Raw genomic sequence first — 18,313 nt, forward strand, 5'->3', positions numbered from 1 at the left:
AGAAATGCGAAGCTTATAGCAATTTTTGCGAATCTAGTGGTTATGACGTGAAGGCTACACCCGTTCCCATTCCGAACACGATGGTTAAGCTTCACAGTGCCGATGGTACTGCACGGGAGACTGTGTGGAAGAGTAGGTCGCTGCTAGGTAATATGGCCCCTTGGTCAAGCGGTCAAGACACCACCCTTTCACGGTGGTAACAGGGGTTCGATTCCCCTAGGGGTCACCAAAAACCTTGTAAACAATAATATGTTTATAAGGTTTTTTTATTTGCAAAAGTCTGTGTTAATAGTTGAGGTAGGTATTTCTAATTAAGTACCTATCTTGCTTCATTTTTAGGATATGTTTTAAAACCTTGTTGAAAATAGATATTTATTTAAAAAATTAGAACAGAAACATGTAAAAAGAGGTAAACATAAAGAAGGCATATATCATATTCGACATATTAATGCCCTACATATCAATTTAAAAAAATGGATGAAAAGGTTTAATAGTGTTGCGGCAAAATACATAAGCAACTATGTTAAATGGCTTAAATTATTTAATACAGAAGAAAAAATAATCAAGGCTAAAAATTTTATTATTTAAAGTAATATAACGAATTCCTATATCAAAGTAAAAGAGAGCCGGTATACATATAATGCGCTATATATTATGATTATTATGTTATAATAAACAAGTATAACTATCTACAATGATTAGATTAGACAAATAAAAATAAAATGAATTTAAGGTGAAAGAAATGATTATCATAATAACAATTGTAATATCTTTTTTGTGTGGTTCAATCCCAACAGGATATCTACTTACTAAAAAACTATGTAAAGTTGATATAAGAACTAAAGGTAGTGGAAATATAGGTTCAACAAATGTTAAAAGAATTGCAGGAACTAAGATATCTATTATTACTCAGATAATTGATATTTTAAAAGGAGTAATTCCTGTAGTTTTAGGGATGTATTTGGTTAAAACTATAAGTTTACCAATATCATCTAATACATTTATCGCTATTATTGCAATAGCAGTAGTTTTGGGACATGATTATACTCCATTTCTCAAATTTAATGGTGGCAAAGGTGTAAATACAACTCTTGGTGCATTTATTTTGGTTGCACCAGTTCCAACATTAATTGGTGTCGCAGTTCACTTTATATTGCGTCTATTTACGAGTATAGTTTCTGTTAGGTCAATTGCAATAGGAGTAACAATACCTATTATGTGTTTTATTATGAAATTCCCCATTTCAATAGTTGTTTCTACTACAATAGCCTGTGCTTTAATGATAGTTAGACACAAAGATAATCTAATAAGAATTATAAATAACGAAGAAAAATAATAGTTAAATTATATATACAATCATATTTTTATTCGTATTTCTTTTGAAACTAACGACTTCAGGTAGTTTTGATATGGGATAGATTATAGGATCAAATCATTAATTTTAATGTAACAATACTTTGTAAAATTTGAGTATTATAGATATATCATTAGAAATATTGTTAAAGTTATCATATAGTGATAGTGTAGATTCATAGCACCATAGAGATACTTTTACGGTGGTAGTGCAGATGAATTTAACATAGCTTTAAACTGATGATAAAGTTCAAATAGATATTTATATATTTATTCACATGATTATATGAAATATTCAAATTTTAATTATTAAAATATTATAAGGGGGATTTTAGCATGTTCTTTGTTTTAGTTTCTATAATATTATTGATTTTTCCTGTAATTATGATTCATATGATAAAGAGGGAGCGTAGAGGAATAAAAGATAAAGGAACCCCAGATATTAGTTCAAATGATTTTAATGATAGTACTTTACATGATTATAATTATAATATGTTAAGTAGTAGCTTCGACAGTGATAACAGCGGTTGTAACTATAATGATAGCTGTGAATGTAGTGATTGCGGTTGTGACAGTGGAAGCTGTGATTCAGGGGGAAGTTGTGATTAAAGAGTGATGATATAGAAAGGTATAGTAAAAAAACTCAACAATTTTGTTGAGTTTTTTTATTATTGGTGGCTCACCGGGGAATCGAACCCCGGACACCATGATTAAAAGTCATGTGCTCTACCGACTGAGCTAGTGAACCAAATGGCTGGGATAGCAGGATTCGAACCTACGAATACCAGAGTCAAAGTCTGGTGCCTTACCGCTTGGCGATATCCCAATATTTTTAGTGGTCGGGGTGACAGGGATTGAACCTGCGACCTCATGGTCCCAAACCACGCGCGCTCCCATCTGCGCCACACCCCGATACATGGTGCGTCTTAAGGGATTCGAACCCCTGGCACACGCCTTAGAAGGGCGTTGCTCTATCCAACTGAGCTAAAGACGCGTATAATGGAGCGGGTGAAGGGAATCGAACCCTCGTAACTAGCTTGGAAGGCTAGCACTCTACCATTGAGTTACACCCGCATATATAAATCTAGGAAACAAAATAAACATTCTCTAATCCTGTTTAATTGTTTTGTGTATAATTCCTTAACACAATTATATATTATAAGATAAGTGTAGTATTTTGTCAACTATTGTTTTAAAAATAATTTTTTAGCAATCATTGATAAATTTATGTTTTTTTTGATATAATAAATAACAATAATAAAAAGGGGGATTGTTTTATGCAATTTGTACTTACTGGTTATGATGGGAATGATGAGAGGGCACTTGAAAGAAGATTAGCGGCTCGTGAAAAGCACTTAAGTCTTGCTGAATCAATGGCTAATGAAGGAAAGCTTTTATATGCCACTGCACTAATCGATGAAAATGAAAAAATGGTAGGATCAGTTATGGTTATGGAGTTTCCTACAAGAGAGAAGCTTGACGAGTATCTAAAGAATGAACCATATGTTATAGGCAATGTGTGGGAGAAAATTGATATTAAACCTTGTAAGGTTGCTCCGATATTTGCAGGAATGCATAGGTAAGTAGAATAAGAGTTTATTAAGTTTTTAAAATGAATATTGATATAAATTATGAGAAGATGATCTTTTAGGTTGTCACCCTATAATTTATATCTTTTTAATTTTAAAAAGTATATCATTATGCCCTTTAAAAGTAAAAGGATATAAAGAAATAAAATGTGCATACAAAACATGTAACATAATATATATATTTAATAAAATAGAAAATAATTTAAGATTTGGACCAATAAGAAACTAATGAATTTTATAATATGATAATAAGTAGAGTACCATACTTTATTATTTTTGATTCCTAAGTATTTAAGCTAAAAAACTTACATAAAGCAATGATGAAAAACATTACTAATTTAGGTTAAATAATACCATTGATAACTTCCACTTTATAGTGTATCATAATAACTGTCAGGTAGATAAATGTACCTGATATTGAGAGTTTAAAATTAAATAATTTAACAAAAATGCGTTTATAGATTTTTTAGATACACTTATAACTCTAGTGTTATATTTGATAATATGGGGGCGTATTTGGTTTCGACGGGGGTATGTTGTATCTGGGAAGCGAGTCGAGGGAACCTGTGGACCCGCGTTAAAAAACTATGGGATTAAAGATAAACGCAAACGATAATTTTGCATTAGCAGCTTAGTCTGCTACGTTCTACCTTTGAGTACCGCGGCTTAGGATAGGGCGTCGACAGCGGTGAACCGAGTCCAGCAAAGCTTTGAGCTGGAAACGGAATTTATGAAGCTACTAAAATCAGAAGCCTGTCCTTAGGCGCCTGGTAGAGGGAATATTAAACTAAGGACTGCACTCGGAGATGCTCAGGTATTACGGCTTTCGGACAGGGGTTCGACACCCCTCGCCTCCACTCTACATAACAGTATTTTCAGCATGTAACAGCAACTTTAACAGTAATGAATTACAGTCCGATACGGAAGAAATTTTCTGTGTCCGAACTGTAATTTTTTTATTTTAGAGGTGTTGAAATGGCTAAAAGACTAATGTTAAACAACAGTTTCAGTCCGATAGGGGATGAAACAGAAATAAAAGCAACCTATTTTACAGTACAAGATTTCATGGATAAACAGAAGGATTTCTTAATATATAAGAGGTCGCAAAACCTTTCCCCACGCAGTTTATACGATTATGACAGATGTTTCCTGTACATGAATAACTATGTTAATGAAGTCTATTCGGATAAGTCAGTTCGATATGGTATAAACTTGATTAGAAGTTATATTTCGTTCATGTTGGAGAATGTCAGCCCCAATACTGTTAATATCCGTATTAGGTATTTAAAAGTATATTTGCAGTTCTTGGAGCAAGAAGGATATGTAAAGGATAGGATTAATGAGAGGGTTAAGAAGGTAAGGGAAGTTAGGAACGAAAAAGAACCCTTAACCAATTCAGATATAAAGGAGTTATTAAAAGTAATCAATATGAAGTCATACGCAGGATTAAGAGATTATACGCTAATACTTTTAATGCTGTCAGTAGGTACAAGAATAAACGAAACAATTAATATCAGAGTTAAGGACATCAATTTAAAAGATAAATTTATAATCATCAATGGCGAAACAGCAAAGAACAGAACACAGAGAGCAGTTCCATTGAATAGCAAGCTTATAGTCTATTTAAAGAAGCTTATAGAGATTTCAAATGATATAGGCAGTGAATATGTGTTTCTATCCAGCGTATCACATGATAGGATAAATTTAAGCCACATTAAAGGGCAGTTAATTGACTATGGCAAAAAGGCAGGATTAGACAAGAGCTCTTCCGCTCATAAACTACGACATACCGCAATAACTAATTTAATTAAGAATGGCAGTAATCCGCTTGATGTAAAGTCAATAGCAGGACATAGTTCTCTGGAAATTACAATGGGATATTACCACAATAATTTGCAAGACTTGCAGAAAGCAATGCAGAAGGATACTTTATCAGACTTGTAGAACACATGAGGGCAGTTTAACTACTGCTCTTTTTTACTGTTCAAGTTTTAATTTCATCAGAAAAAATTCTATAGGCAAAAGCAAGTATTATTAGATAGTGCTTCCAGTGGTGGGGGTACTGTCTTTTTATTATCATAACTGTCACCAAAAGTTTCAATTCACTGCAAATATTTTCTGTAGTCTTGTCCCAGCCATATTTCCCACATGTCACCGTTGTGGGGGTCATTCAGCATTCGAGGTATGGTTTTCATATTGCTGAAGTTACAGGAATATAATGCTGTTGTTAATTACTGTTAAAGTAATTGTAAACAAATGTATGAAATACAGCAGAATATGCTGGTATACCTTCTTCCATATGATGGGATAAGCCTGCTCGGATATAGTATCCGATAGCTGAAAATACAGAAAATGGTATATGTAAAAAATCGGATATCAAAGGAGTATCTATATTATATATAAGGGACTTCTGCAATATCCGAAATAATTACACTTTGTATCAACTACCTAACCAGTAGAGTAGCAGGAAGTCTACGAAGTACAGGAGGGCAGAGATTAAACTGCGCGCTACTGTTTTTTTATATATTTTATGGTAGAATATTATAGTATAAGTATTGAAAAGGTTAATTCGCATGTGTAAGATTATGCGAAATAGTGAAGTGTTTATATCAGAAGCAGGCACTTTAAATATTTCATTTTCATAAACTAACTAATGTAATATTATTTAAAGGTGATGAATGTGCGTTTTAGCCTAAAAGAAACCATGTATCTTCTTACAGGGTGGCTTACCTTATTTATTATTGGCACTGATTTATTTGTTACATCTCCTTTGTTACCATTTATTGCTAAAGAATATAAAATAACTCCTGCTGTTGCAGGGTGGATAGTTACCGTGTTTTCACTTATGTATGCTATTAGTGCGCCACTTTTTGGGTGGCTTTCAGATCACAAAGGCCGCCGTCTTTTCATTGTTTTTGGTTTATTATCGTTTTGCTTATCTAATTTTTTAACAGCTATTTCTTCTACATTCACCATGTTAATAATCAGTCGTATTTTTGCTGGTTTATCTGTTGCGTCTATAACCCCGTTAGTCTACGCAATTATTGGCGATATAGCATTACCTGAACGTAGGGGTACATGGCTTTCTGTAGTAGTATCTGGACATCTTATGGCTTTATGGGCAGGAGCACCTATCGGGACTCTGTTAGAACAATTTCTTGGGTGGCGTTCTGTTTTTATATCTTTAGCTATAATTGCTTTTTTTCTATCAATCTTAAACCTTAGGGTTTGGGCATCAATAAATAAAGCACATTTAGCAGAAAAATTGACAAAAGGCAGTCCAATAAAAATTATATTTGCAGTTAGTGCAACTACTTTTTGGGCCATTGCAATGTATGCTCTTTATGTATTTCTTGGAACAGGATTGGTTTTATATAATCATTTTTCTTCAGGTGAACTTACAACTTCAATTACTGCCTATGGTATGGGGGCTGTAATTGGTAGTTTATCCAGTGGGAGAGTTACTGATAGAATTGGTGCAAGAATGTTATCAATATTCAGTACAGCCATGCTTATCGGCATACTTGTACTATTAGGCATTTTCTTTTCATCAAGAACTTTGGTTTATTTTTTGTTGTTTTTGTGGGCACTTGTTGGATATTCCTCCTTTACTTCATATCAAGCTCGTTTAGCAGAAGAATTCCCAGAAACTCGTGGAATGGCACTTGCCTTAAACAACACAGCATTATATATTGGGATTACGCTTGGTTCTATGTTGGGAAGTTTTGTGATTGCAAAGTTTGGGTTTTATATCTTGCCATTTATCTGCAGTGGAATAGCATTAATCGGTAGTTTAATATGTTCCATAAGGAAATAAAATCGTAGTATAAACTATTTGAAAAGATTAAGTTGTATTTAAAGCTTCAAAATAGCACTTTATATCTCATTTTTTAAGACATATTATTCTTTTTAAACGAATTAAACAGTACAGCAAGCAGGGGGAGCAGTTATCCCCTGTCTTTTTCTGCACATCTTACTAATAATTATTGTATATGACAAAGTTCTTTTTTATGCTATCAGTGTTATTATATTTTATAAATGTTCATTCTTCCTTATTTACAACATATAGATAAGAGATATTGTTATTACTGTTATATATTCCTTTAAGGGAAAAAGCCTGCAAACCCTGATACTACTATATTCATTTTCAATTTTAGCACTTTTGTATATTAAAAAGAAGTAATTTCAGAAGTGTACAATGATAGCATGTTAGTCTTCTGTTAGGTTAACATAGTCTTTGCTGAAATATAATTCATTGTCCAGCCACATTTCCAGTAAGCTTCTCATTCTTTCGCTTGGAATGTATAGATAAATATATTGCTTATTTCTAATGGAACTTCTGAATATCCACTGTACTAACTCCGCAAGGGCTATCATATCACTGTCAGTTTCTATGCCATTATTGGTGAAGAAGTTCTTAATGTGGGGCAATTCAAATCTGTTCATCAAATACACTAATGATGTCTTATTGCTGTACATATTAGTAGCACGGCAGTTAAAAGCAACCCAGCCCTTGGTGTATCCCTTTCCTCCTAATTCCTTCTCAAGGTCACTGTGACATGTCCACATATTTTCATCTGATTTAGTTCTTGCTACATTTCTAAAGAAGTTATATGCGTTGGCTTTCAATTCTTCCTTAACTTCCTGTGAGTAATTAGGATTATATTTAGTGGCTATCTTTGACTTGCCTTCTATATCTGTTTTGGAAAGAGTATACCAGCCTTCTCCCACAATATTCATTTTACCTTCGTATATGACCAGTAGTTTCCTAATTTCTTCTGTTACTTGATTAGGATTATGTTCTGTAATCACACCATCTTCCACAGACTTCCTTTCATATTGCAATCCCATTAAATCGAAGTAATACTTCTGATAACTACCATCAAACATGTAAGTTAATAGATAGGTTTCCTCAAAAGCTTCAAACAGCGACTTGGGGAATGTCCACAGATAGAACTCTTTGCCATACTTGTAAATATTGTTAAACTGGCACTTCTGCTGTAGGTGGCGAAGTGTACGGCTCTTGTAATCTGTTTTTTTCCACTGTAGCCAGTTATTTTCTACAGCTAGAACCTTTGCTTCTGTAAGAATTTCTTCATCTTCTTCGCTAAACTCAAACTTTTCAACAACCTCTATTACTTCATCTAAAATAAGAGTGTAACTGTGTTTCCTTAATAGTTCTAATACTTCCAAATCAAACATTTGGAACAGTTTATGGGTAGTTGCTATGTTTTCTCTTGCACGAAGAAGCGTCTTTATTCCTTCAATCTTGCTTCCTTTGCTGTTTTTAGCTAGCGGTTGCTTAAAGTCCAGTTCTGGGAGTGATTGCTGTATGCGGTCTATTTCTGTTAGATAGGGGGCAATATAAATAAATGACTTGTGAAGATTATCCATCTCGCTTCTCATATACTGAATAGCCCATGTTGTTTTACCACTGCCCATAATGCTGTCAATTACTATTATATTTCTCATTTCCTCTGTTCCTCTCTTCCTTTGTGTTTTCGTTTATTATTTTATTTCCTACCTTGTGTGTTATCATAAATGATGAGTATTAAAAAGCTTATATATGACATGGTAAGTAACGGTAGATAGAGGTACTTAAATCCTTACCTATCGTGTTCTTAACACCCTTACATAATATATGTAGGCACTAAAAGGCGATTGTGACATGGGAATTACAGGCGGTGTAGAGGTGGATGTTAAGTTATGACAACATAGGGAAAGTTATTTTTGATTTGTATACGGTAGATAGGCAAGGTGATAGTATAAATGGGATATGTTACCCGTTGTAGGGGTGGGAGTAACTTTATCTTATTTGATGATTTTATATATAGTTTTGAAAGAATATATGGTGAATTGATATATGATAGTTCAAGCTAATTCTGATAACAAAATATGATAACTGCGGAGGTCACATAAACTCGTCAATACAATACTGTTATCAAATATTAAAAGATATGATAATGTGCCATCGAATGTTTTATCTGTAGACAATATTGTTCATAAATAATTGCAACACACTGTTATGAAAAAATTGGTAAAACACAGTACTATCAACTGGTTATCAATTTTTAAAAATATTATTAGTTGCGTTTTGTTTCATTATATTATTTTGTGGTAAAGGTAATAGGAAAATAAATAGTCTGTGGAAAACACCATGGAAATACAGTGTTAGGGGCAGGGACTTATTTTCTTGTTCCTTCTTTTTTACAACTGTACAAACGGAGATGACTGTAAATGTTTTCTGTCATGTACTTTCAACTTTCTGTATGGTAAAATAATAATAACAGGAAAAGACACAAAAACGGACGCTCCAAATAGGACTGTAGTAAATAAACTGTGAAACACACTGATAATACTGGGTTGAGGACGGTTATAACCTGCTTTCGGACAGGGGTTCGACACCCCTCGCCTCCACCATAAAATCCACGACAGAAATGTCGTGGATTTTTTTATAACTATTTTACCTCATCAATTGCTGATCTTAATCCGGAAATCATAAAAGGAAGGTAAGCGCTGGAACACATAACGTACCCAAAAAAATCCTTCTCTCAATGGTATCATCTGGGATATCATGACTATCTTTACTTACTCTTAACCTAACCATATCTTTTGGAATCTGAGAGTTTTTTCTTGATTAGATGAGATTTTTTCTGAAATATAAACATTTATAAGTTTAACAACTTCTCTTCCACATTTCATTTGAAGGTTAGTATCCTTCTAAGAACCGATTCGGGATACCATTTCGTCAGTATTTATTCTTTTTTCATCTTTATTTTCGCTATAATAGATTGAATTAAATAATAAACGTAATGGCTGGAACGAAACAATATCTTTAAATTATCATTTGAAACTGTGTAAAGTTAGATTATTGTTAGGTTCTTTAATTATATAAATATTTTTACCCAACCAAGGTTTCCTAGCAAGCATGTAAATTCAAAAACAAACAATATATTGATGAAAAAGAAAAGTCTAAAACATATAACCGAAGATAAAGCATTCATAAAATCAACTTATAGGTATATTCTCACAGAGCGACATATGGAATTTAAGTTTATTTATTGTTATAATAAAACTAACCTTCTCCTAACTTTTATTTTGATATACTAGGTGCATAGATTGCAATCTTACAAAATAAAAATTATAGCAGGAGGTTATATTATGAATATAACAAAAAAAATGAAAACAATCGGTTTTACTTCACTAGCAGCATTAATATTGGTAGCAGCAACGTCTACGGTATCATTTGCATCAACAGAATCTGATAAACCAGCTAAGACTTCAGCAGCAGTTACAACAGTTAAGCCTGACCAGATATTTATAAGCAAATCTGAAGACGGTATTAATATAAAAACAACTACAACAGATAAGATTGACAATGCTAATCTTAGCAAAGCTGAACCTGCAAAGGCTGATACAGATAAAGTAAAATAGTTTTGAGGCAGTAGCTATATTTGCTGCTGCTTCATTTTTTTATACTATGCAGAGGAGAGTACAACAAGATGAAATTACTTTTAGTTGAGGATGAAGAAGAGTTAGCCGCAATTATATCAAAAGGTTTGAAAAAAACTGGATATGCAATAGATAATGCTTACGATGGTGAAGAAGCAGTATATCTGTATGAAATCAATGAATATGATTTAATTATTCTAGACCTAAATCTGCCTAAGCTGGATGGATTAGAGGTTTTAAAAGTAATACGGGAAAAGGACATGAGTTCTAAAGTACTTATTTTATCTGCCCGTAGCGATATAGAAGATAGGGTAATAGGTTTAGATATGGGAGCCAATGATTATCTAATTAAACCATTTGACTATAAGGAACTAGAGGCAAGAATACGGATGCTTTTGAGAATGTCCTTTACACAAAAATCAACAGTGCTGATATGTGGAGATCTTAAAATAAACACAGTTTCCAAAACTGCTTACCTTGGTCAGTCCTCGCTGCTGTTAACAAAAAAAGAATATGAAATATTAGAGTATCTCTTTTTTAATAAAGATATGGTAATAAGCACAGAACAGTTTATAGAGCATGTATGGGATAGCGAAGCAGATTTATTTTCAAACTCTTTAAAGTATCATATCCACTCAATAAAGAAGAAAATGAATGAATTAGGATGTAATGTGGAGTATATAAAAAATATTAGGTCACAAGGTTATATTTTAATGGAGGATAATAATGAAGTTACTGAATAAGGTTTCTATTAGAATGAGAATCACCCTCTTAACAGGGGCAATATTATTTGCAATATCTGTGCTTTTAACATTATCTAGTATGTATAATGCTCGGAACAAATTTATATTGCCAAATGAAATTGCCATAACAAAAGATCCTAACACTGGCGAAGCAGAGTTGTTGCAAGCGGAAAAGAATAATACTATAAAATTCAAAGCAACTCCATCAGCTCAAGTGCTTCTAGCAAAAAAACAGTTTGATATTTGGAGTTATATATATTTAATCATTTTTTCCAGTATAGGAATGATAGCTACTTATATAATTACAGGGAAAGCTTTGAAACCTTTGCAGGAGTTAAATGATTCTATTATTAATATTACAGAACATAATCTTAAAGGTAGAATACCAACTTATATTGTTAAGGATGAAATCGGAAGCTTAGTAACTTCTTATAATGCAATGTTAGAAAGACTAAATGAATCTTTTTTAAGGCAAAAACGTTTTTCCTCCAGTGTATCACACGAACTAAAAACTCCACTTTCTATCATGAACGCTGGTATACAGGTTCTGCATCTTGATGTGGAACCTACAGTTGAAGAATATACGGAAACAATAGAAATGGTAGAACGCAATACAAAACGACTAATGAATATTGTAGAGGATTTATTTGTACTTACAAATGAAAGTTGCATAGATGTTGCGGATGAGATAGATTTAAAACAATTATTTTTACAGATAGAAACTGAATTACAGCCAATATGTAATGATAAAAATATCTACATTGTCCATGAGTTTGGATTTAGTACAATTGTAGGAAATAAAACCCTTATATATGGAGCATTTTTTAATTTGATTGAAAATGCTATGAAGTACAACATCACTAATGGAAAAGTTGAAATTAAGACATTGGTAGAGAATAATGTGAAAAAAATCATCATCTCTGATTCAGGTATTGGAATTCCAGCAGAAAATATTAATAAAATATTTGAGCCGTTTTATAGAGTTGATCCGTCAAGGTCGAGAAAGATTGCTGGAGCAGGATTAGGATTGTCCATAGTTAAATCAATCATTGAAAAACACGGATGGAAAATAGAACTAGAAAGTACAGTTGGAGTTGGTACATGCTTTGTGGTTTCACATCAACTTAAAAAGATATTTTAAAAGATTTTAAGAATGAGATAAGAAATGAAGTTAAGACTTTAGAACCAGATTTAAATCTTGATAATATACTCTAGGATAGCTATGACTGAAGTTTTTAAATCTAAAAGAAAACCATAAGTTTTCTAAGCAAAAATTTGAAACTGAATTATGATGCCGCTGTGATGACAATTTGTCGACGTTAATTAAAACTAAATGAGGTTAGATGATAATTATGATACCTGAATTTCATCACATATCAATTATTTATTCTGCATTCAAGCTGTACCTTATCTGCCCATGGCAAATATTTATCAAGCACATAAGAATTTGATGCAAAATTACTATTTGGCAGTCTTCGGAAGAGGTATTCAAGATATTTATATGCATCCAAATTATTAGCTGCTGCCGTATTCACAATGCTAAATATGATTGCTGATGCTTCTGCTCCCGCAGTTGAGTCTGAAAACAATGAGTTTTTTCGTGTAATTGCTACTGGCTTTATGGCAATCTCAGATAAGTTATTGGATAAGGGGATTCTTCCATAAAGCAAGAAATTGGTGAAATATTTTTTGTGATTTAGTGTATATTTCAAAGCTTTTTTTAAGTTTTCTTGATTAGTGAAAGTTTTTTCAGCCCATGCGAAAAAGGCATCCAATACAGGGAAACTTTGTATGAGTCTATTCCTTTTTCTTTCCACAGGCGATAACTCTTTCTATTTTCTTTCTAGTTTAAAAAGTTTATCACAATAAGCTCTTCCAATGGCTCCGCCTGATCCTGGAATTTCTTTTTTCTAGAGTCTAATGGAATAGCATCGATATAATATCGTCTTAGATGGCTGAAACAAAGGCAACGTATAATTCCTTCCACTTTTTCATATCCAGCATAGGCATCACTTACATGATAACATTGAAAACCTTCAAGGAATTTCTTTGCATGATCACCTGAGCGGGTTCTGGTATATTTGTATAAAATTATTGGAGGTCCTTCACAATTGCCACTTCGATGTATCCAAATGAAAGATCTGCTGGACGCCTTCTTGCCATTTTCGTGGTTCACCTGCCAGGTTGTCTCATCACTCATGATAATACTGCATTTTAAGAGTAGCTTGTGCATCTCATCATATAGTGGCTTTAGCCAATATTCAGAGCTACGAATCATCCAGTTTGCCATCATGTCTCTTTTAAGCCCAGCTCCCATTCTTTTAAAATCCTTTTCCTGCCGATATAGTGGTATTGACATTACATATTTTTGATACATTACCCATGCCACAATTGAAGACGAAGCAAAAGAGTGCGTAAGCACAGGTGCTGGCGCAGTAGCACAGTATATAGAATCATACGGATTAGTATCATTTTTACCACATTCGATACACTTATATACATATTGGACGTAGTCCTTCATTATCAGCTTTGCTGGGATATATTCCATTTCAGATCTTACTTTTTTCTTTCCTATTATCTCAAGTTCACTGCCACAGATTTTACACACAGCTTCTTCTTCATTAAGAACACATTCAACTACTTCATGTGGCAGCGATTTAATCAAGTTTTCCCTGTCACCTTTTTTCCTTATAGGTCTTTTATGTTCTTTGATATTTATAATTTTATTTTTAGCTTCATCTAGAATTTCATCAATTAGTTCACCAAAAAGAAAGCATTGTCCGTATATCTGAGGTGTTTTCTCACTTGATGCTCCAAAACGCTGTTTTGCTGCATGTAACACTGCTTGAGTTAGAACTTCTACATTATGCTCCAGAGATTGTACCTTTTCCTGCAGTTTTCTATTTTCATTTTCAAGTTCTTTAATTCGTTGATCTTTTTTCATCTGAATACTGCATTTTAAGGCTCCTTTCTGGTTAATATGACAATTATATTATACCAGAAAGGTGGCTATTTTCCTATCTTTTAGGAGATATTAAAAAATCATTTCCTCAGTATCAATACTTTCTTTATGTGCTTTTTTCTGATCAACCTGCAATCCTTCCAAAAGCCATTCAAGCTGGCGCTTTGTTATATCTCTTACTTCTCCTTGATTCTTTGGCCACTGAAATTTCATTTCATCAGAAAGAAATTTTGTAACCAAGATAAAACCATTTCCATCCCATCTTAAAGCTCTAAGCGAGCTATGTTTTTTATTACAAAATAAGAAGACACTTTTTCCGCAGTAAGGATCTAATTTAAACTTCAATGAAACTAATGCAGCAAGTCCATTTTGTTGTTTTTGGAAATCTGTTGCTCCAAGTGCAAGATATATATGTTCAGCCTCATTGGCTATATGGTGCATCATAGTCGCTGCAGAACTTTCATTAGTCCTGCTAAAGAATTTTCGTTGAAGTTGCTTGGAACTGTTATCTGTATGTTTTTGAAGAATACTTGAAAATCATCTGATTTGCCTGGATTTGGCTTTGGCTCAATTTTATCTAGAATGAATGAAAGCAACTAAATTGAATAAGCAAAGCATCTATGATACTTTTGGAGACAAATATGAGTTTTTTTTGAAAGCATTGCAAATGTATCGTGAAAGAACTCTGAATTCAAGTGAGGCTGCAATTAAAAAAGATTTGCAAAGTGGGAATTCAACGCTTGCAATATTAGCAAAAATGATTTCTCCATTAGGGCAACAAGAAGGACTTCCAAAAGGATGTCTGATTATAAATACTTCTTTAGAATTTAATAAAGAGGATATTCATGTTTTCCAAGAGGTTAATAAGATGTTTGAGGGTTTTGAAGAGCGTTTAGGTTATGTTGTACAGATTGGACAAGAAAGAGGGGAGATTACAAAGAAATTTTCACTGGAAGAAATAACAAAAATATTAGCTAATGCATTCAAGGGTGTTAAAGTTGCTGAAAGAATGGGTGATTCAGTATCTTCAATTGAACAGGTTGTAAATATTACTATTGATATGATCCGTTTATAATCGATTGGTGATTTTTTATAAAAAAATTAGATGAATAGTCAAAAATAAAAAATATTTATTTTTTTTACTCATATTAGACTAAACGGTCAAAAAAGATTGACTGATTTTTTTTATTCATATTAGACCGAAAGGTCTGGAGTGGAAATAAATTAAAAAATATTTTATTAGAAAGCATAAACAATAAAGTATTTAAAACAAGAGATATTGTTCGATTTATTGAAGAAATATGTAGGACAGGCAAATTATTAGCATTATGACTTTGTTGTATAACAATCAAATGCATTAAGAAATAAATGATAAATACAGGATTTATTTATACTATGAATGTTAAAGATGAGCAGATGAGGGAATTTGGAATTAATACTCATATACATTTTAATGAAAATATGCTTTCTATTGCTTTTGGGAAATGTGAATCATTTATGAGTTTCTATACACTTCAAGATGATGAGTATAATAAATTTCTTGTTGCTGCTGATGGTGAAACAAGAATTAAACGTAGAAAAGAAGAGTTTCTAAAGGATCTTGATAAAGTCTTTGAATTTGGAGTAAAGCTTGCAACTGAAAGTTAATTTTTATAATCATATATGCAAAAGAAATTAATATTAAATTAGTATTTGATTGAAGATAATATTATAAAATAAGGAGAAAAATAAAGTGAAAACATTATTTGATAAAACTAATATAAATGGAATAGAAATTAAAAATCGTTTTTTTCGTGCTGCAACATGGGAAGGAATGGCTGATGAGAAAGGGCATTTAACAGATAAATTAATAAAATTATATGAAGATTTAGCAAAAGGAGGTGCTGGTGTAATTATTACAGGTGGAGCTTATATCACAGAAAATTCAAAATCATTACCAAATCAAATTGGTATATATAATGATGAATTTATTGAAGAATACAAAAAGCTTACTACCATGATTCACAAGTACAGAAGCAAGATTTTTCTGGAATTTGCGTATGCTACATTAAATGGGCAACATTTAAAACCAACAGATATCTTAGTGGAAGATATTAAAACTATGGCAGCTGCTTATGGGAAAGCAGCAGAAAGAGCTGAAAAAGCTGGTTTTGATGGTGTTGAACTTCATGCTGCTCATGGCTTTTTTCTTAGTCAGTTTTTAAATTCTACTGAGAATAAAAGAACCGATGAATATGGTGGAAGTATAGAAAGTAACTCGAGAATTATTTTAGAAATATATGATGAAATAAGAAAAGTAACAAGTAAAAATTTTTCTGTAATAGTAAAAGTAAATGGTATCAATAAAAATGAGGATGATGATACTTTTGAAACTTGTAAATATGCATGTATTGAGCTTTCAAAAAGAGGAATAGATGCAATAGAAATAAGTGGTGGAAGAGATGAAACTGATTATGAGGAGTCAATTTACAGAGATTATGCAGCTAAAATCGCAGAAGAAGTAGAAGCACCTATAATTTTAGTTGGAAAAAATAGAAGTACTGAAGTTATGGATCAAATATTAAATACCACAAAAATTAATTATTTTTCGCTTTCCAGACCTTTTATAAGTCAACCAGATTTAGTGAATTTGCTGGAAAATAACTTAATAGATAAGCCTAAATGTATATCTTGTGATAAATGCATGCAAGAAGATAGAATCTCATGCATTTTTAATAGATAGATTTTTTAAAATAGGTTTAAAAACATTAGTGTTTTTTTCAATTCTACTTTGTTTACATTTAAAATTTAAAAATGAATAAAAAGCCAGGGATTGTGAAGGTGATGCTTCGAATCCACCATGGAACCAACGAAAATCTAAAATTTGGATTTTTGTGGGTTTTTCATTTTATAGATATAAATTCATTATAGAAACCAAGTTCTGCGTCTAGAAGTTTAGTTGAATATCGTCAATTTTTATTACGGAAGAATATTTTCAATTATTTAGTGCGATAACGCTATAGAATACTATGAGTTTTTTGTGTACACTCTCCTATTATATTTCAGTATTTATAAAGAAAACTCATATTTCAACTGAAATATAGTATAATATTTGTTAGAATGTAAAGGGAGCGTAGTTAGGAAAATATAAAGCTTCCAAAGGAATAATAGATGAGAAAATAAGGATATGACAATATAATTGAGAAATACTACAATAAATTTTACGAGAACAAAAGATTAACTATAAATTCTGCAATTATAAATTAACAATTATTTTTGCAATATATTATGAAGAAGGATAGAGAGAAAAAATGAAGATAGCAGTTACTACTACAAGAGATGCAGATGAGAGTTTAAATTATAAAGCAAAAGGTGTATCTAAAGATTTAAATATACCATATATAAAAAGAGATAATTTAAGTATCAAAAAAACAATTTTGAAGGATGGCTTTGACTATTTATTAGTGGTTGAAAGAGATAAGATTGTTATAAAGGGAGAAGATAGTACACTGTTCTGGCATCCTAATATGTCAGAACTTAAGATTAAATTAATAAGACAAGGCAATAAAGAAGCTATAATAGAGGCAACAAAATTAGAAGAAGGAAATAGTATATTAGATTGTACATTAGGTCTTGCAGGTGATTCTCTTGTCTTTTCAGCAGTTGTTGGAGAAAAGGGGTATGTAGTAGGGACGGAAGTTAATAAGTATATAGCTTATTTAAGTAAATGTGGATTAGAAAGCTATAATGATGTTGATGGTAAAGCTATAGATAATATAAAGGTCGTTAATGAATCATATGAAGATTATATTTTAAAGCAAAGTGATAATAGTTTTGATGTGGTATATTTTGATCCTATGTTCAAAGAACCAAATAGAAAGTCAGCATCAATAAATTCCTTTAGGGATTTTGCAGATCACAAGGGATTAACAAAAGAGATTTTAATGGAAGCACTTAGAGTATGTAAAAAAAGAGTTGTTATTAAAGAAAGACAAGGTTCTAATGAGTTTGAAAAGCTAGGAATAGAAAAATATTATGGTGGCAAAAAAAGCGGTGCAATTATTTATGGAGTAATTAAAAAAAATATATAAGAAGATTAGATATAAATGAGAAATAACTGACACTATGAATTGAATTGGAAATGTACATAGATAATTATATATGTCATATTGGTAGTGGATTTCAAAGATCACACTTCGCCTCCACCAATGAAACCCTCGACTAATTAATTAGTC

At 32.1% G+C, this 18,313-nt stretch carries 14 protein-coding genes, 6 tRNA genes, 1 rRNA gene, 1 other RNA gene and 3 pseudogenes; 16 read left to right on the forward strand and 9 right to left on the reverse strand.

Annotation, left to right across the window (positions count from 1 at the left end; genetic code table 11):
• Positions 1-32: 32 nt before the first annotated feature.
• From rrf to AC0N0V_RS02775, 5 genes and pseudogenes are all read left to right on the forward strand, one after another.
• Positions 33-149: ribosomal RNA gene (gene rrf / locus AC0N0V_RS02755) — 5S ribosomal RNA — on the forward strand.
• A 5-nt stretch (positions 150-154) separates the two neighbouring features.
• Positions 155-229 (forward strand) — tRNA-Glu (locus AC0N0V_RS02760).
• 155 nt (positions 230-384) lie between these two features.
• A pseudogene (locus tag AC0N0V_RS02765) lies at positions 385-585 on the forward strand (IS1595 family transposase); the annotation flags it as partial.
• Positions 586-742: 157 nt separating this feature from the next.
• Positions 743-1,336: a glycerol-3-phosphate 1-O-acyltransferase PlsY gene (plsY, locus tag AC0N0V_RS02770; RefSeq protein ID WP_474462020.1), complete on the forward strand. Its 594-nt coding sequence runs from the start codon at positions 743-745 to the stop codon at positions 1,334-1,336.
• A gap of 353 nt (positions 1,337-1,689) precedes the next feature.
• A complete protein-coding gene (locus AC0N0V_RS02775) occupies positions 1,690-1,962 on the forward strand; it encodes a hypothetical protein (protein WP_474462021.1) in 273 nt (90 codons plus the stop codon).
• A gap of 63 nt (positions 1,963-2,025) precedes the next feature.
• Here the strand turns inward: AC0N0V_RS02775 and AC0N0V_RS02780 are convergent.
• From AC0N0V_RS02780 to AC0N0V_RS02800, 5 genes are all read right to left on the reverse strand, one after another.
• Positions 2,026-2,101, reverse strand: a tRNA-Lys gene (locus tag AC0N0V_RS02780).
• Between the two features lie 3 nt (positions 2,102-2,104).
• Positions 2,105-2,179: transfer RNA gene (locus tag AC0N0V_RS02785), tRNA-Gln, on the reverse strand.
• A gap of 10 nt (positions 2,180-2,189) precedes the next feature.
• Positions 2,190-2,265 (reverse strand) — tRNA-Pro (locus tag AC0N0V_RS02790).
• Positions 2,266-2,270: 5 nt separating this feature from the next.
• A tRNA-Arg gene (locus AC0N0V_RS02795) sits at positions 2,271-2,347 on the reverse strand.
• A gap of 6 nt (positions 2,348-2,353) precedes the next feature.
• Positions 2,354-2,427: transfer RNA gene (locus AC0N0V_RS02800), tRNA-Gly, on the reverse strand.
• A gap of 203 nt (positions 2,428-2,630) precedes the next feature.
• On the opposite strand from AC0N0V_RS02800, the gene AC0N0V_RS02805 reads away from it, so the two are divergent.
• From AC0N0V_RS02805 to AC0N0V_RS02820, 4 genes are all read left to right on the forward strand, one after another.
• Positions 2,631-2,936 carry a YciI family protein gene (locus tag AC0N0V_RS02805; RefSeq protein ID WP_474462022.1) on the forward strand — a complete coding sequence of 102 codons (306 nt, stop codon included), beginning with the start codon at positions 2,631-2,633 and terminating at the stop codon, positions 2,934-2,936.
• Positions 2,937-3,448: 512 nt separating this feature from the next.
• Positions 3,449-3,802, forward strand: a transfer-messenger RNA (tmRNA) gene (ssrA, locus tag AC0N0V_RS02810).
• A 115-nt stretch (positions 3,803-3,917) separates the two neighbouring features.
• Entirely contained in the window at positions 3,918-4,886 is a 969-nt protein-coding gene (locus AC0N0V_RS02815; protein ID WP_474462023.1) for a tyrosine-type recombinase/integrase, read from the forward strand.
• Between the two features lie 730 nt (positions 4,887-5,616).
• Entirely contained in the window at positions 5,617-6,759 is a 1,143-nt protein-coding gene (locus AC0N0V_RS02820; protein WP_474464420.1) for an MFS transporter, read from the forward strand.
• A 392-nt stretch (positions 6,760-7,151) separates the two neighbouring features.
• On the opposite strand, the gene AC0N0V_RS02825 is transcribed toward AC0N0V_RS02820, so the two are convergent.
• Positions 7,152-8,348 (reverse strand): hypothetical protein, encoded by a 1,197-nt coding sequence (locus tag AC0N0V_RS02825; RefSeq protein WP_474462024.1) that lies wholly within the window; start codon positions 8,346-8,348, stop codon positions 7,152-7,154.
• Between the two features lie 1,215 nt (positions 8,349-9,563).
• A pseudogene (locus AC0N0V_RS02830) lies at positions 9,564-9,773 on the reverse strand (hypothetical protein); the annotation flags it as partial.
• 330 nt (positions 9,774-10,103) lie between these two features.
• On the opposite strand from AC0N0V_RS02830, the gene AC0N0V_RS02835 reads away from it, so the two are divergent.
• The 3 genes from AC0N0V_RS02835 to AC0N0V_RS02845 all read left to right on the forward strand — a co-directional run bounded on the left by AC0N0V_RS02835 (position 10,104) and on the right by AC0N0V_RS02845 (position 12,278).
• Positions 10,104-10,376, forward strand: coding sequence for a hypothetical protein (locus AC0N0V_RS02835; RefSeq protein WP_474462025.1), 273 nt, complete (start codon positions 10,104-10,106; stop codon positions 10,374-10,376).
• Between the two features lie 68 nt (positions 10,377-10,444).
• The gene (locus AC0N0V_RS02840) at positions 10,445-11,137 is read left to right on the forward strand and encodes a response regulator transcription factor (RefSeq protein ID WP_474462026.1); all 693 of its coding nucleotides are present in this window, start codon (positions 10,445-10,447) and stop codon (positions 11,135-11,137) included.
• Complete coding sequence (locus AC0N0V_RS02845; RefSeq protein WP_474462027.1) at positions 11,121-12,278, forward strand: sensor histidine kinase; 1,158 nt, start codon at positions 11,121-11,123, stop codon at positions 12,276-12,278. Before AC0N0V_RS02840 ends, AC0N0V_RS02845 begins: the two co-directional genes overlap by 17 nt.
• Positions 12,279-12,513: 235 nt before the next feature.
• On the opposite strand, the pseudogene tnpC reads toward AC0N0V_RS02845, so the two are convergent.
• A pseudogene (gene tnpC / locus AC0N0V_RS02850) lies at positions 12,514-14,081 on the reverse strand (IS66 family transposase).
• Between the two features lie 90 nt (positions 14,082-14,171).
• Positions 14,172-14,543 (reverse strand): IS66 family insertion sequence element accessory protein TnpB, encoded by a 372-nt coding sequence (tnpB, locus tag AC0N0V_RS02855; protein ID WP_474462028.1) that lies wholly within the window; start codon positions 14,541-14,543, stop codon positions 14,172-14,174.
• Positions 14,544-14,685: 142 nt separating this feature from the next.
• Between tnpB and AC0N0V_RS02860 the strand changes: the two genes are divergently transcribed.
• From AC0N0V_RS02860 to AC0N0V_RS02875, 4 genes are all read left to right on the forward strand, one after another.
• Positions 14,686-15,174, forward strand: a complete 489-nt coding sequence (locus AC0N0V_RS02860) for a TetR family transcriptional regulator C-terminal domain-containing protein (RefSeq protein ID WP_474462029.1) — start codon at positions 14,686-14,688, stop codon at positions 15,172-15,174.
• Positions 15,175-15,467: 293 nt separating this feature from the next.
• Positions 15,468-15,746, forward strand: coding sequence for a hypothetical protein (locus tag AC0N0V_RS02865; RefSeq protein WP_474462030.1), 279 nt, complete (start codon positions 15,468-15,470; stop codon positions 15,744-15,746).
• 85 nt (positions 15,747-15,831) lie between these two features.
• The gene (locus tag AC0N0V_RS02870; protein WP_474462031.1) at positions 15,832-16,821 is read left to right on the forward strand and encodes an NADH:flavin oxidoreductase; all 990 of its coding nucleotides are present in this window, start codon (positions 15,832-15,834) and stop codon (positions 16,819-16,821) included.
• A gap of 568 nt (positions 16,822-17,389) precedes the next feature.
• Positions 17,390-18,169, forward strand: a complete 780-nt coding sequence (locus AC0N0V_RS02875; RefSeq protein WP_474462032.1) for a class I SAM-dependent methyltransferase — start codon at positions 17,390-17,392, stop codon at positions 18,167-18,169.
• The last annotated feature ends 144 nt before the right edge of the window (positions 18,170-18,313 follow it).

It is taken from the genome of Clostridium sp. CS1-1, from assembly GCF_056135525.1.